Source organism: Sphingomonas radicis (assembly GCF_051400635.1).
In the GTDB taxonomy this organism is placed as follows: Bacteria; Pseudomonadota; Alphaproteobacteria; order Sphingomonadales; family Sphingomonadaceae; genus Sphingomonas.
Genome location: NZ_JBLFFG010000004.1, coordinates 136,370 through 152,027 on the forward strand (window position 1 = coordinate 136,370; position 15,658 = coordinate 152,027).

Below are 15,658 nucleotides of genomic sequence, written 5' to 3' on the forward strand. Positions count from 1 at the left end.
ATACGCCAGACGCCCGCGTCGTCGCAATCCACATCGGTGCGTCTTGCTTTGGGACGGTCGCCCGGGCCTATCTGGCCGGGCGCAGATGCCGCTTCGCGCCTTGAAGATGCGGCACGATCATTTGCCCCCAATACCGGATGCACTTCCGCACTTCCGGAGAATCCGATGGATTCGCCGACGCTTACCACCGCTTCCGCGGTGACGGGCGCCAAATGCGCCGGAAGTCCGGTTCGTGCCGACATCGTTCCGAGCGATAGCGGCTACCCTTGAAGGAACCGTTAAGCAGTGTGCGGAAGGCACTTCGAACGAAAGATATTCCGCAGAAATCCTGATTGATTCATGTTTAACGAAGTTTTAACCATTCACCCGCGTCCGACCGGGTCGCACGACGGGGAGACCTCTAATGCAAGTTTTCAACCTTCTTTTTCGCGACAATGGCGGCGACAACATTCGCCCCTTCTGAGCTTTCGCGATTTCCGGGCCGGTGAGGCAGCCTCGCAAGAGGGCGCTGGTCGGTCCGGATAATTCAAACGCAAGAAGCGGCCTCGCGGCCGCTTTTTTATTGCGCCGCTCGGCACCGTCTCCACGGGCGCCGCCCTTGCTCCCGCGGCGCGCTTCGCTAAGGCGTCTTCCATCGTTCACCCGAAGGGGAATTTGCCTTGCGTATCGCAATGATCGGCACCGGCTATGTGGGCCTGGTTTCCGGCGCCTGCTTCTCCGACTTCGGCCATGAGGTCGTCTGCGTCGACAAGGACGCGCGCAAGATCGAGCTGCTGCATCAGAACGTGATGCCGATCTACGAGCCGGGCCTTGCCGAGCTCGTGGCGTCGAACGTCCGCGCGGGACGGCTCACCTTCACCACCGATCTGGCCGAGGGCGTGAAGGACGCCGATGCGATCTTCATCGCTGTGGGCACCCCCAGCCGCCGCGGCGACGGCCACGCCGACCTTTCCTATGTCTTCGCCGCCGCGCGCGAGATCGCCGAGAACCTCACCAAGGCTTCGGTGATCGTCACCAAATCGACGGTCCCGGTCGGCACCGGCGACGAGGTCGAGCGGATCATCGCCGAAGTCGCGCCCCAGAGCGGCGCCAAAGTGGTCTCCAACCCCGAATTCCTGCGCGAGGGCGCGGCGATCGAGGACTTCAAGCGGCCCGACCGCGTCGTTGTCGGCACCGACGACGAAGATGCGCGCGAGGTGATGCGGCAGATCTACCGCCCGCTCTCGCTCAACCAGAGCGCGCCGATCGTCTTCACCGGCCGCCGCACCAGCGAGCTGATCAAATATGCCGCCAATGCTTTCCTGGCGGTCAAGATCACCTTCATCAACGAGATCGCCGACCTGTGCGAGACGGTGGGTGCCGATGTGCAGGAAGTGTCGCGCGGCATAGGGCTCGACAACCGCATCGGATCCAAGTTCCTCCACGCCGGCCCGGGCTATGGCGGCTCGTGCTTCCCCAAGGACACGCTCGCGCTGCTCAAGACCGCGGCCGACAACGAGACGCCGCTGCGTATCGTCGAGGCGACCGTGCAGGTGAACGACGCCCGCAAGCGCGCGATGGGGCGCAAGGTGATCAAGGCAATGGGCGGCGACGCGCATGGCAAGACGGTCGCGGTGCTCGGCCTCACCTTCAAGCCCAATACCGATGACATGCGCGACGCGCCCAGCCTTTCGGTGATCGCGGCACTGCAGGACGCGGGCGCCAAGGTGCGCGCCTATGATCCCGAAGGCGTCGAGCAGGCCCGGCCGCTGCTCAGCGACGTCGAGTTCTGCCCGAGCCCCTATGTCGCCGCCGAGGGCGCCGATGCGCTGGTGATCGTCACCGAATGGGACGAATTCCGCGCGCTCGACCTCAAGCGGATCGCTGGCACGCTCAAGGAGCCGCTACTGGTCGACCTGCGCAACATTTATCCGCCGGCGGAAGCCGAACGCGCCGGGCTCCGGCTGGTGGGCGTGGGCAAGCCCCGCGCAGCCTGAGGGTATGACGCGCTAAACAATAACTAGATCGCAGCCGCGCGCGTCCCTTTCTAAATCCCTCGTCATGCTGCAATCGAGCACCTTGACCGGCGGACGAGATCGCGTGGAAACCAGCGGCGCGATCACGCCTGCGCGCCTGACGCACCTCCAGCGGCTCGAGGCCGAGAGCATCCACATCCTGCGCGAAGTGGTGGCGGAGGCCGAGCGGCCGGTGATGCTCTATTCGATCGGCAAGGACAGCGCGGTGATGCTGCACCTTGCCAAAAAGGCCTTCTACCCCGCCCCCCCGCCCTTCCCGCTCCTCCATGTCGACACGACCTGGAAGTTCCGCGCGATGTACGATCTGCGCGACAAGGCCGCGCGCGACGCCGGCATGGAGCTGCTCGTCCACCGCAATCCCGATGCCTTGCGCCAAGGGATCAATCCCTTCGACCACGGCAGCCTCCACACCGATCTGTGGAAGACCGAAGGGCTCAAGCAGGCGCTCGACAAATATGGCTTCGACGCGGCCTTCGGCGGTGCGCGGCGCGACGAGGAAAAGAGCCGCGCCAAGGAGCGCGTGTTCAGCTTCCGCACCGCCAGCCACCGCTGGGACCCCAAGAACCAGCGCCCCGAGCTCTGGCATCTCTACAACGCCCGCAAGAACAAGGGTGAGAGCATGCGGGTCTTCCCGATCTCGAACTGGACCGAGCTCGACATCTGGCAATATATCCTTGCCGAGGGGATCGAGATCGTCCCGCTCTATTTCGCCGCGCCGCGCCCTACGGTGGAGCGCGACGGGCTGATCCTCATGGTCGACGACGAGCGCTTCCGCCTCCTCCCCGGCGAAACTCCGGTCGAGCGCTCGATCCGCTTCCGCACCCTCGGCTGCTACCCGCTCACCGGCGCAGTCGAGAGCGAGGCGGACACGCTCGCGGCAGTGATCCAGGAGATGCTGCTCACCACCACTTCCGAGCGCCAGGGCCGCGCGATCGACCATGACCAGGCCGCGAGCATGGAGAAGAAGAAGCAGGAGGGTTATTTCTGATGACCTCCACGGCTACTTCTCCCTCTCCCCTCCGGGGAGAGGGTCGGGGAGAGGGGCAGTCGCCGAACGCCTCCGCCTCGCACTCCCCCTCTCCCAACCCCCTCCCCGGGGGGGAGAGGGCTTATGTGCCCGACGCCCTCATCGCGTCGGACATCTCGGCCTATCTCGCGCTCCACCAGAACAAGTCGCTGCTGCGCTTCATCACCTGCGGATCGGTCGACGACGGCAAGTCGACGCTGATCGGGCGGCTGCTCTACGATTCGAAGATGATCTTCGAGGACCAGCTTTCCGCGCTCGAAGCCGACAGCAAACGCCTCGGTACCCAGGGCCAGGAGATCGACTTCGCCCTCCTCGTCGACGGCCTCGCCGCCGAGCGCGAGCAGGGCATCACGATCGACGTCGCCTATCGCTTCTTCGCGACCGAGAAGCGCAAGTTCATCGTCGCGGACACGCCCGGCCACGAGCAATATACGCGCAACATGGTCACAGGCGCCTCGACCGCCGACCTCGCGGTGATCCTGATCGACGCGCGCAAGGGCGTGCTCACCCAGACCCGGCGCCACTCCTATCTCGCGCACCTGCTCGGGGTCCGGCACATCGTGCTAGCGGTCAACAAGATGGACCTGATCGGCTACAATCGCGCTGCCTATGAAGCGATCGTGGACGATTACCGCGCCTTTGCCGACGAGATCGGCATCGCCGGCTTCACTCCGATCCCACTCTCGGGCCTGAAGGGCGACAACATCGCCGCGCGCACCGATGCGATGCCCTGGTACGCCGGGCCGACCCTGGTCGAGCATCTCGAAACCGTCGAGGTCGATGGAGATGCCGACCAGGCCAGGCCCTTCCGCCTGCCCGTCCAATGGGTCAACCGCCCCAACCTGGACTTCCGCGGCTTCGCAGGGCTGATCGCGAGCGGCACCGTCCGCCCCGGCGACCCGGTGCGCATCCTGCCTTCGGGCCGCACCACCCGGATCGCGCGCATCGTCGCGTTCGGCGGAGACCGCGAGCAGGCCGTCGCAGGCGAATCGGTCACCCTCACCCTCGCCGACGAAGTCGATTGCTCGCGCGGCGACGTGATCGCCGCAGCCGACGCGCCGCCGGAAGTCTCCGACCAGTTCAAGGCGACGATCGTCTGGATGGACCAGGCGGAGCTGCTCCCGGGCCGCGCCTATTGGCTCAAGCTCGGCACCCAGACGGTGAGCGCCGTGATCCGCGAGCCCGAGCACACGATCGACGTCAACACGCTCGCGAAGACTCCCGCCAAGACGCTGGGCCTCAACGACATCGGCGTCGCCGAGATCGCTGCCGATCGCGCGCTGGTCTTCGAACCCTATGCCGAGAGCCACGATCTCGGCGGGTTCATCCTGATCGACAAGGCGACCAACGCCACCGTCGCCGCGGGCATGCTCCACCACGCGCTGCGCCGTGCGCAGAACGTCCATTGGCAGGCGATCGAAGTCACGCGTGAGGCGCATGCCGCGCAAAAGGGCCAGCAGCCCAAGCTTCTCTGGTTCACCGGCCTCTCCGGCTCGGGCAAATCGACGATCGCCAATCTGGTCGAGAAGCGGCTGCACACGCTCGGCAAGCACAGCTTCCTGCTCGACGGCGACAATATCCGCCACGGATTGAACCGCGACCTGGGCTTCACCGATGCCGATCGGGTCGAGAACATCCGCCGCGTGGGCGAAGTCGCCAAGCTGATGACCGATGCGGGGCTGATCGTCCTCACTGCCTTCATCTCGCCCTTCCGCGCCGAGCGCGAGATGGTGCGCGCGATGCTGCCCGAGGGCGAGTTCGTCGAGATCTTCGTCGACACCCCGATTGAAGTCGCCGAGGCTCGCGACCCCAAGGGGCTCTATCGCAAGGCGCGCGCGGGCGAGATCGCCAACTTCACCGGCATTTCCAGCCCCTATGAGCGGCCCGAGAGCGCCGAGATCCGGATCGACACGACGCGCGAAACGCCCGAAGAAGCGGCCGAACGTATCGTGGAGACGATCATGGGAAGCTGGAGCCCGGTGATTTGACCGACGCCGAACTGGCGCATGCCATCGCCGAGGAGGCAGGCGCACTCCTTCTCGCCGTCCAGGCCGACGGTGCGGACGGCGCACGCGGGGACCGCGAGGCCAATGCGCTGATCCTCGCCCGGCTGCGCGCCGAGCGGCCCGACGATGCGATCCTCTCGGAAGAATCGGCCGACGACCTGGTCCGCCTCGACCGCCGCCGCGTCTGGATCGTCGACCCGCTCGACGGCACCCGCGAGTTCGCCGAAGGCCGTGCCGACTGGGCCGTGCATGTCGCGATCGCGATCGACGGCGCCCCGGTCGCCGGCGCGGTGGCGCTTCCCCGGATCGGCCTCACGCTCGCAACCGACGCCCCGCCGCCCCTGCCCCCGGCGCACACGCCCCCGCGGCTGCTGGTGAGCCGCACCCGGCCGAGCCAGCTCTGCGCTTCGGTGACCGATCGGATCGGCGCCGAGCCGGTGGCGATGGGCTCGGCAGGCGCCAAGGCGATGGCAGTGGTACGCGGCGAGGCCGAGATCTACCTCCACACCGGCGGCCAGCACCAATGGGACAATTGCGCCCCCGCCGCCGTCGCCCTCGCCGCCGGCCTCCACGCCTCGCGCATCGACGGATCGCCCCTCGTCTACAACCAGCGCGCGACCAGCATCCCCGACCTGCTGATCTGTCGCAAGGAATGGGCCGAACCGGTGCTGCACGCCATCCAGGCGTGCGAGCCCGCCCGCACCTAGATAAGTACGAGGCCAGATCAGCGGGAAACGCTCATACCCTTGCCTAGCCCTCCCCTTCAGGGGAGGGGTTGGGGGTGGGGCCTGTCAACACAGACAGCGATCCGGTGAGGCTTACATGCCCCACCCCAAACCCCTCCCCTGAAGGGGAGGGGCTCAGGTCCGCAACCGCGCCGCCAGCCGCCATCTCCAATGACCCGTCATGCTGAACTTGTTTCAGCATCCACCGTGTCACGAGCAATGGGATTGCGAGCGGAGAATCGGACCCTGAACGAACTCAAGGTTAAAAAAGCGCTGTTGGCGACTTGGGATAATCCGGTCGGACGCTATTGGTAGATAGCGGACCTTGGTTCTCTCGTGCTCCTGCGAAAGCAGGAGCCCAGGGTGGTTGTGTACTGCGCTATCCTGGGCTCCTGCTTTCGCAGGAGCACGCCATGATGGCTATAAGGGGCTATCGGCCGCTCGCGTCCATTCCCTCTCCCGCTGCGGAAAAGGGCTTTATACCGCGATTGGCACATCGGCGACCGACTGCGTTCGGCGTCCCTTTTCCCAACGTCCGGATTGGCTGGTTTTCAGACGGGCTGCTTCTGGAAGCTGGAGGCCGGTAGCTGCCAGGATTTCTGTTCGCATGGGTCAAGGGTTACGGTAGCGTTCGATCAGACGGCGGGAGATTAAGTTTGCTTTAGCGGGTCCGCCGCTAATGTCGGGCGATCCTTTTGCATGGAACCGCTCATGACATTCGTTCTAAGCGCCTCGGTTCTTAGCTTGACTATAGCAAGTGGCATGCCCTCACCTGGCTCTCCGCCGATCGCGGCAGAGAGCGCATTGAACCAATACTGCGAACCGCTGATTGCAGGATCAACGGCAGCGCAGATCACGAAAGCTGCCAAGGCTGACGGCTTCAAAAGTGATCAAGTAGGCGGGCACCCTGTCTTGGTTCAGGGCGAACTTATCCTAGGCGTGTCGGATGCGCCTCGGGTGTGCTTGGTTCAGTCTCCGCCCAGTATGACGTTTACACAGGGGGTTTCCTTGGTCGATGCTTGGGCTGCGCGTCATCCGGGCGCGATAAGAGGAGCGGCGAAGGGACCCGACGGCGCGGCTGTCAAAATGTGGGCTGTGCCGAAGCAGAAGAAATACTTACTCGTCTCCGAACAGACTAATGCGCGCGGTCAGAAAGTACTGAACTTCATCCTGGCACCGCTGCCCGCCGGCTGAAAGCGATGTCCGCTGACTGATCTCCCACTGAGCTGAACAAACGGCAGCTTGCGGGGCATCGCCGCAAACGCGCTGAACGGCAAAAACTAGGCGAATCCTACATCGCAAAATCCGCTGGAAAAATAGGATTTGACCTGCTTTTGTTCTCGTCGTGAGCAAGAAGCAGCATCGAACCTTTTGGTTGGGAAATGCGGCGCGGGTGGCGTGTCGCTGTCGTGTGCATGGCGCGTCGGTGTCGCCTCGCTGTCGCTTCGCTGTGCCGCCAGCGTCGCGTGGATGTCGCTCCGATGTAGTGCGCGTGTCGCGCCGGTGTCGCTTGACTGTCGCTTCGACGTCGCCTCGCTGTCGCTTCCCTGTCGCCTTCGCCGAAAAACGCGTTATCGAGTCAAGCAAGTCAACCAATCGAGTGAATTTCGGGGGCGCCCGCATCCGATCGCAGGCCGTGCGGCGCCCTGTCGGGCCGCGCCGCGCCGCTTTACCCCCGCGCCCCCGCGCACTACCCCTGCTTCCCGAAAACAGGAGGATGCATTGACCGACCCGCTGATCGCCCGATCCTTGCTCTTTGCGCCCGGCGATTCGGAGCGCAAGCTGGCCAAGGCGGGTGCGAGCGGCGCGGATCTGGTGCTGCTCGATCTGGAGGACGCAGTCGCCGAAGCCGGCAAGGCCGAGGCGCGGCGGCTGGTCGCGGAGCATCTGCGCACCGCCGAACGCGTCCAGCCGCAATGGGTGCGGATCAATCCGCTCGACACCGAACATGCGCTGGCCGACCTCGCCGCGGTGGTGCCGGCGCGGCCAGACGGCATCATGCTGCCCAAGGCGACCCGCGCCGAGGCCGAGCGGCTCCACCATTATCTGACGGCGCTGGAGGTAGCCTCCGGCCTTCCCCAGGGCGGCATCCGCACGATCGTGGTGGCGACCGAGACTGCCCCGGCCCTGTTCGGCCTCGGCGACTACGCCGGCTGCCCGCGCCTTGCCGCGCTCACCTGGGGCGCCGAGGACAGCGCGACGGCGCTCGGCGCGACCGACAACCGCGACGAGAGCGGCGAGTACGACTTCCCCTATCAGCTCTTCCGCGCGCTGTGCCTCGCGGGCGCGGCGGCGGCGCAGGTGACGCCGATTGAGACGATCCACGGCGACTTCCGCGATCTCGCCGGGCTGGAGAAGGTCGCAGCAAAGGCACGCCGCGCCGGCTTCCGCGGGATGATGGCGATCCACCCCGATCAGGTGCCGGTGATCAATCGCGCCTTCTCGCCTTCCGAAGCCGAGATCGCGCGCGCCGAGCGGATCGTCGCCGCCTTCGCCGCCAGCCCTGGGGCTGGAACAATCGGGCTCGACGGCGCGATGCTCGACATGCCGCATCTCAAGCGCGCGCAGGCAGTGTTGGCGATGCGGAGAGACCCGAGTTGATTCCCAGATAGTTACGGCTAGGTTCTGGAACGAGTTCAAAAGGGGGCGTGCTATCCCGATGATCGAGGCCGAGACGGGGCGTGAATCGCTTCCCGTGGGGGAGGACGAGTTCCGGCTGATCGCGGACAGCGCGCCGGTCGCCGTCTGGGTCACGCGGCTCGATCGCACGCGCAGCTTCGTCAACCGCGCCTATGTCGAGTTCCTGGGCGTCTCCTATGAAGAGGCGCTGCGTTTCGATTGGCGCCAGATCATCCATCCGGATGACGCGGCGCGGATCCTGGCAGAGTCGGTGGCGGGCGAGGCGCGGCTCGAGACCTTCGAGCTCGAGGGCCGCTATCGCCGCGCCGACGGGCAGTGGCGGTGGCTCCACTCCACCTCCTCGCCGCGGCGCGACGCGCAGGGCAAGCACATCGGCTTCATCGGCGTCGCGCATGACGTGACCGAAGCCAAGGAGGCCGAGCTGGCGCTGCGCGAGCGCGAAGCGCAGCTCTCGGCCTTCATCAACCAGGCGACCGCGGGGTTCGGCCAGGTCGATCTGGAGGGCCGCTTCACGCTGGTGAACGATCGTTTCTGCGAGATCGCCGGCTGGAGCCGCGAGGAGCTGATGGGCAAGCGGATGCAGGACATCACGCATCCCGACGATCTTGCCGCCAATATCCCGCTGTTCGAGCGCGCGGTGCGCGAAGGCACGCCCTACACGCACGAGAAGCGCTACATCCGCAAGGACGGCGGCATCGTGTGGGTCAATAATTCGGTGTCGGTGATCCGGCGGCCCGACGGCGAGCCGTTCGGGGTGCTCGCGGTGGCGCTCGACATCACCGGACGCAGGCGTGCCGAAGAGGAACTGCGCGCGAGCGAGGCGCGCTACCGCACGATCTTCGAGCAGGCGAACGACTTCCTGATCACCACGACGATCGACCAGCACATCACTTCGGTGAACCCCGCCGTGTCGGCCGCGCTCGGCTATACTGCCGAGGAGATGGTTGGGCGCCATGTCCGTGACTTCATCGACCCCAGTCAATATGAGATCACGCGCGCGGCGGTTCAGCAGAAGCTCGTCGAAGGCGGGACCACGCGCTTCACGCTCAAGGTCCGCGCCAAGGACGGCCGCGAGCGGATCTGGGAGATCAATTCCTGGCTGAGCCTCGACGAGCAGGGCCACCCCCAGGGCCTGCACGCGATCGGACGCGACATGACCGAGGCGAAGCGCTCGGAAACGCATCTGCGGCTGCTGATCGACGAGCTCAACCACCGCGTGAAGAACATGCTGGCGATCGTCCAGGGAATCGCCCAGCAGAGCTTCAAGGGGCAGGTCGACCCCGCCGCAGCGCGTCGAGCGTTCGAAGGGCGGCTGGCTGCGCTCTCCAATGCGCACAATCTGCTGACGCGCGAGCATTGGGGGGCGGTCTCGATGACGCAGATCATCGGCGATGCCGTGGCGCCGCACGGCGGCGATGCCGGGCTTTTCGAGCTGGAGGGGCCGGATCTGGCGATCCAGCCCAAGACCGCGATCAGCCTCGCTCTCGCCATCCATGAGCTGGCGACCAACGCCGTGAAGCACGGCGCGCTCTCACGAGCCGAAGGCCGCGTGCGGATCCGCTGGGGCCGCAGCGAGGCCAGCGACGTTCCCCGATTCTCGCTGGTCTGGGAGGAGCGCGGAGGGCCGGTGGTGCAGGCGCCCACGCGCCGCGGCTTCGGCACGCGGATGATCGAGCGCGGCCTCGCGTCCGAGCTCGGCGGGACGGTGAAGATCGACTTCCGCCCGGAAGGGCTGGTCTGCACGGTCGACGCGCCGCTGCCGGAGAGCGCGCGTGACTGAAATCGCCGGGCGCCGCATCCTGGTGGTGGAGGACGAACCGGTTGTCGCGATGGCGCTAGAGGACATGCTCGCGGCGCTGGGCTGCGAGATCGTCGGTCCCGCGTCCCGGCTGGCCGAGGGGCTGGCGCTGGCCGAGACCGAACCGCTCGACGCCGCGATCCTCGACATCAATCTGGGGCGCGACACGAGCATTCCCGTCGCCGATTTGCTCCGGCTGCGCGACGTGCCCTTCAGCTTCGCGAGCGGCTATGGCGCGCCGCCCGAGGGCTATGACGAGGCGCCGCTGATCGAGAAGCCCTATCGCGAGGACGATGTGAAAGCCGTCCTCGAGGTGCTGCTCGCGCGATGAGGTGGCGGCCCTGCTAGGCCTCCGCCGAAGCCGCTGCCGCCGCGAGCGCTATGGAGCCGAGGGGGCCCGCCATGTCGCCCAGGGCGGGGCTGGTGACATAGGCTTCGCCGTCGGGCAGCTGCATATAGCCGTTGAGGCTATCGACCAGCGCCTGCTCGATCCGGGCGAGCAGATGCGGCTGGGCGGTCAGGACCCCGCCGCCGATGGCGATACGGCGCGGCGCGGCGCCGCAGACCAGCGCATGCGCCATTGCGGCGATATAGCCGACGATCGGCTCCCAGACCGGATCGTCCGCGTCCAGCTCGTGCACGGCCCGCCCGGCCAGCCGCGACACGAGCGCCGTGCCCGAGGCCAATCCCTCGACGCAATCCGTATGGTATTTGCAGACGCTGGGGTGATCGTCCGATGCAGCACGCGGCAGGCGGATATGCCCCCACTCGCCATGTGCGAAGCCACGTGTCGGACGCCCGTGGACGATCAGCCCCACGCCGATGCCCGTGCCGATGGTGACATAGGCGAAATCGTCCATACCCTGACCGCAGCCCCAGGCGATCTCGGCCAGCGCTGCGCCGTTGACGTCGGTGTCGAAGCCGACCGGAACCGCGAAAGGCGCGGAGAGCACGCCGCGCACGTCGGTGCCGGGCCAGCCCGGCTTGTTGGTCGCGAGGATCTGGCCATAGCGCGGCGAGCGGGGATCGAGCTCGATCGGACCGAACGAAGCGATACCCAGCCCCGTGAAGTCATGCTCCCGCTTCCATTCGTGCAGCACCTCAAGCAGCGCCGGGAGTGTCTCGGCCGGGCTGGTCGTCGGCACGGTATGCCGGTCGACCACGCGGTCGGGTCCGAAGGCGAGCGTACACACGCATTTGGTGCCGCCCAGCTCGACTCCCGCCCAAGGCCGTTCGTCCGAAGCGTCACGCGGCGCACTCGCCTGCTCCGACGAACCGAAACCTTTCGCCATTCCCCCTCCTTGCGGCCGTACCCGCGTGTGAAAACCTTGGGCTTGTGCGGCCCTCGATCGGCATTAATAATCCAAATTACATAATTCAACGGTCGATGGGAGGATTGCGGTGAGCGCATTGAACGGCAAGCTGAACCCCTCGGCGATAATTGCGGCGAGCCTCGCCGGATTGTTGTTCGGTTTCGATACCGCCGTGATCGCCGGGGTGACCGATGCGCTGCGCACCAGCTTCGGCCTCTCGCCGGCCCAGCTCGGCGCCGCGGTCTCCGCCGCGCTGGTGGGTACGCTGGTCGGCGCGCTGGGGGCGGGCCGGCCCGGGGATCGCTATGGCAGCCGCACCATCCTCCTCTGGATCGCCGTTGCCTATATTGTCTCCGCCATCGGCTCGGCGCTGAGCAGCGACCTTGCCATGCTCGTCGCCTTCCGTTTCCTCGGCGGGCTTGCGATCGGCGGATCTTCGGTGCTGGCACCGGTGTACATCGCCGAGATCAGTCCTGCCCGGCGGCGCGGCATGCTGGTCGGATTCTTCCAGCTCAGCATCGTGCTCGGCATTCTAGGCGCCTATGTCAGCAACTTCCTGATAGGCTTGGCGAGCGGCGGCGAGCTGGCGTGGCGGCTGAAGCTCGGCGTCGCGGCGGTCCCCGCGCTCATATTCCTGGCCCTGATGGTGCGCATTCCGCAAAGCCCGCGCTGGCTCTTCCACCGCGGCCGGGTACCCGAGGCCAGGGAAGCGATCGAGACGCTGTCGATGGGCGACCCCGACGCACTGTTCGCACAATTTGCGGAGGGCGCCGGCGAGCCGGGCAGCGGCAAGCTCAGCTGGCGCCAGCACCGGCGGCCGATCCTGCTCGCAATCGCGCTCGCCATGTTCAACCAGCTCTCCGGCATCAACGCGATTCTCTATTATCTGGGCGACATCTTCGCGGCGGCAGGCTTCGATACGGTCTCTGCCGATATCCAGGCGGTGGCGATCGGGGTGGCAAACCTGTTCGGCACGATCCTGGGCATGGCGATCATTGACCGGGTCGGGCGCAAGCCACTGCTGCTGGTCGGTGCAGTGGGCACCGCCGCGGCGCTCGCGGCAGTCGCCGGCATCTATTCGTCGGGCCAGGGCCAGGCATGGCTGCTCCTCGCGCTGATCGGGTTCATCCTGTTCTTCGCCGTGTCGCAGGGCGCGGTGATCTGGGTGTATCTGTCCGAGATATTCCCGACCGCGGTGCGGGCGCGAGGCCAGTCGCTCGGCAGCGCCACGCACTGGGGCATGAATGCGCTGATCGCCTTTGGCTTTCCCGTGGTGGCACAATATACCCAAGCATTGCCATTCTGGCTGTTCGCTGGCGCGATGCTGGTGCAGGCTGTAGTGATCTGGCGCTATTTCCCCGAGACCCGCGGTGTCGCGCTGGAAACCATGGAAAGGACAGTCGAGGGCCGAGGATGACAGGCATGAAAAATACGGCTTCGACCGCTGGTAGCGCTATCGCATGACGGCCACGCCCCGCACCCGCCCCCGCCTCTCCGGTACCAACCTCGAGCGTGCCGCCGACCACAACCAGCGCGTGACGCTCCACGCCATCCGCGTGCTCGGCCCGCTCACCCGGGTCGAGCTCGCCGGGATCACCGGGCTCACCGGCCCGGCGATCGCCAACATCACTAAGCGGCTATTCCAGGACGGGCTGATCGATGAAGCGGGCCAGCGCCGCGGCGGGCGCGGCCAGCCGCCCACCAAGCTCGTGGTGCGCCCCGATGCCTGCTATTCGATCGGCGTCAACATCGACCGCGATCACATCACGCTCGTGCTGGTCGACTTCTCCGGAGAGACGCTGATGCGCGTCTCGGAGGAAGTCGACTTCGCACTGCCCGACCATGTCCGCGCGCTCTATCGCCGCTCGATCAAGAACATGCTGCGCAAGGCCGGCGTGGACGTGGCCAAGGTGGTGGGCGTGGGCGTGGCGATCCCCGACGATCTCGGGCTTGTCGACCTGCCCGGCCGCCCCACCGATTACGCAACCTGGGACAGCATCGACATCGCCGAGCTGTTCCGCGAACCGCTCAACCTGCCGGTCTTCGTCGAGAACGATGCGGCCGCCGCGGCGATGGGCGAGATGCAGCTGGGGCTCGGCCAGAAGAACAACAGCTTCTTCTACGTTCTGATCTCCTCGGGCCTGGGCGGCGGGCTGGTGGTCGACGGCTCGTACCTGCGCGGCGCGGACGGGCGCAGCGGCGAGCTGGGCTTCATGCGCGCAGGCGACGGGGCCGCGCCGGGCGAAGAGATCCAGCGGATGGTCTCGCTCTCCGGCCTCGCGCGCCACCTGGAACGCAACGGGTGCAGGCTCGCCGACGTGATGCGCGGCACCGACCCGGACAAGGCGACCGCGGCCTGCGTCAGCGCGTGGATCGAAGATGCCGCACGCCAGCTGATCGTGCCGCTCGACGCGATCAACTGCCTGATCAATCCAGCCGCGGTGCTGGTCGGCGGCAGGCTGCCAACGGCGATCCTCGACCGGCTCGCGGCGCGTGCCAACGAGCTGATGAAGGAACGCACGAGCATCCTGCCGACCGTCGCGCCGGTGATTCGCGCCGCGCTCTCGGAGGATGCCCCCGCGGTGGGCGCGGCGATCCTGCCGTTCAGCCACTTCCTGCTGCCGAAGCAGGCGGCGCTGTGGAAGGCACCGACCTGAGTAGAGGTGAGCCGCGACCTTGGCACGGCAACGACCAATTTCCGGTGGAACGGAAGAAGTGCAGGCCGAAATTGACTCGGTTGGTTGACTTGCTTGACTCGATAACGCGTTTCTTCGGCCGAAGCGGCAGCGACGAGCCACGAAGCGGCAGTCACGCGGCAGCCACGCGACACTGGCGCGCCACCGACGCGACAGTGACGCTACACCCACGCGGCGTCGACGCAGCAGTGACGCTGCGCTGACGCGCCACCAACGCGACGCGCACGCGGCACCGACGCACCGCCTTCGCGCCATCGTCGCGGCAGCCGCGCGGCAGCTCTGCGACGCGGGTTGAGGAAGGGGCTTTTGCTGCTTGCGCACATTCGAACGAAAGCAGAACAAATCCTACTTTTCCAGCGGAAATGGGTGGCGCAGCTCAAGGATGGCCCTTTCCAAGCTGGGCCAGAAGACCGGGTTCGCTGCCGGAGAAGCCCCCGCCAATTTGGGTCCCGGGCTCCCGCCCTCTAAACTTCAAGAGAGCACTGGAATTCGGTTGTCGCCCCGTGCGCTGCGATCGAGCCCGCGGCCGTTGGGAGCGAAGATGGTACCTGAGATCCAGTATCCGTTGGAAGTGCAGTACAACGACTTCATGCGCCGGTTCCTGCATGAGACTCCCCTGTTCCTCCGCAACCACAATGCGGTCGACGGGCTGATTGCGATGGGGAGCACGCTGCGCTTCGAACGGCCGATCTATGTGGAGCCGTTCGCGACCTTTCAGGGCGCGAGTTTCTGGAATTCCGGTGCCTTCTCGTACAGCTATGCGGCGCTGCCGCAGAGGACGGTGATCGGCCGCTATTGCAGCGTCGCGGCAGGATGCGAAGTGATGGGGAACGAGCATCCGCTCGACCACATCAGCACGCATCTGTTCACCTATCGGAGCTATTTCACCGACGACATCAAACGACGCTTCGGCCGTGCTCCCGAACCGCCGCCGTTCGAACCGGATCGCGGACCCGTCGTCATCGGCAACGACGTCTGGATCGGCCATAATGTGCTGCTGCGCCAAGGCATCACCATCGGCAATGGCGCGGTCATCGCTGCCGGTGCCGTGGTATCGAAGGACGTGCCGCCATTCGCGATCGTCGGCGGTACGCCGGCGCGACTGATACGCTATCGATTCCCGCAGGAAGTGATCGAGCGGATCGAAAGGGTCGCCTGGTGGCAATATCATGTCGCAGACTTCGCCGGTCTGGATAGCGCCGACCCGATGCGGTTCCTGGACGGACTGGAAGCGCGCATAGAGGCGGGGGAGGTCGAACCCTATTGCCCGCAGCGGCTCAACCTGCCGCTGATCTTTTCGATACTCGCCGCCTGATCGGCGTTGGGCCGTTCCGCCGCCGACGATAGCCGGCCCGCTTGTGGCCAACTTCCGCGCTATCAGCCCTTCTTTTCGTCGCCCTGAACTTGTTTCAGGGTCCACTCCTCCACTCGCGATGTC

At 66.3% G+C, this 15,658-nt stretch carries 11 protein-coding genes; 10 read left to right on the top strand and 1 reads right to left on the bottom strand.

The features are described from left to right. Positions 1–659: 659 nt before the first annotated feature. The 7 genes from ACMGDH_RS14935 (at position 660) to ACMGDH_RS14965 (ending at position 10,542) form a co-directional block, all read left to right on the top strand. On the top strand, positions 660–1,976 hold the full coding sequence (locus ACMGDH_RS14935) for a UDP-glucose dehydrogenase family protein (RefSeq protein WP_436828762.1): 1,317 nt from the start codon (positions 660–662) through the stop codon (positions 1,974–1,976). Between the two features lie 64 nt (positions 1,977–2,040). Then, on the top strand, positions 2,041–3,003 hold the full coding sequence (cysD, locus tag ACMGDH_RS14940) for a sulfate adenylyltransferase subunit CysD (protein ID WP_436828763.1): 963 nt from the start codon (positions 2,041–2,043) through the stop codon (positions 3,001–3,003). A gap of 125 nt (positions 3,004–3,128) precedes the next feature. Next, entirely contained in the window at positions 3,129–5,030 is a 1,902-nt protein-coding gene (cysN, locus tag ACMGDH_RS14945) for a sulfate adenylyltransferase subunit CysN (RefSeq protein WP_436828764.1), read from the top strand. After that, a complete protein-coding gene (locus tag ACMGDH_RS14950) occupies positions 5,027–5,755 on the top strand; it encodes a 3'(2'),5'-bisphosphate nucleotidase CysQ (protein WP_436828765.1) in 729 nt (242 codons plus the stop codon). The genes cysN and ACMGDH_RS14950 overlap by 4 nt, the downstream gene beginning before the upstream one ends. 1,740 nt (positions 5,756–7,495) lie before the next feature. Then, a complete protein-coding gene (locus ACMGDH_RS14955) occupies positions 7,496–8,374 on the top strand; it encodes an HpcH/HpaI aldolase/citrate lyase family protein (RefSeq protein ID WP_436828766.1) in 879 nt (292 codons plus the stop codon). 58 nt (positions 8,375–8,432) lie between these two features. Beyond that, positions 8,433–10,193, top strand: a complete 1,761-nt coding sequence (locus tag ACMGDH_RS14960) for a PAS domain S-box protein (protein ID WP_436828767.1) — start codon at positions 8,433–8,435, stop codon at positions 10,191–10,193. Then, on the top strand, positions 10,186–10,542 hold the full coding sequence (locus tag ACMGDH_RS14965; RefSeq protein ID WP_436828768.1) for a response regulator: 357 nt from the start codon (positions 10,186–10,188) through the stop codon (positions 10,540–10,542). Before ACMGDH_RS14960 ends, ACMGDH_RS14965 begins: the two co-directional genes overlap by 8 nt. A 13-nt stretch (positions 10,543–10,555) precedes the next feature. On the opposite strand, the gene ACMGDH_RS14970 is transcribed toward ACMGDH_RS14965, so the two are convergent. Further along, a complete protein-coding gene (locus ACMGDH_RS14970; RefSeq protein WP_436828769.1) occupies positions 10,556–11,503 on the bottom strand; it encodes an ROK family protein in 948 nt (315 codons plus the stop codon). A gap of 109 nt (positions 11,504–11,612) precedes the next feature. On the opposite strand from ACMGDH_RS14970, the gene ACMGDH_RS14975 reads away from it, so the two are divergent. From ACMGDH_RS14975 to ACMGDH_RS14985, 3 genes are all read left to right on the top strand, one after another. Further along, on the top strand, positions 11,613–12,941 hold the full coding sequence (locus ACMGDH_RS14975; protein WP_436828770.1) for a sugar porter family MFS transporter: 1,329 nt from the start codon (positions 11,613–11,615) through the stop codon (positions 12,939–12,941). Between the two features lie 43 nt (positions 12,942–12,984). Next, on the top strand, positions 12,985–14,181 hold the full coding sequence (locus ACMGDH_RS14980; protein WP_436828771.1) for an ROK family protein: 1,197 nt from the start codon (positions 12,985–12,987) through the stop codon (positions 14,179–14,181). 580 nt (positions 14,182–14,761) lie between these two features. After that, positions 14,762–15,535, top strand: coding sequence for a CatB-related O-acetyltransferase (locus ACMGDH_RS14985; protein ID WP_436828772.1), 774 nt, complete (start codon positions 14,762–14,764; stop codon positions 15,533–15,535). The last annotated feature ends 123 nt before the right edge of the window (positions 15,536–15,658 follow it).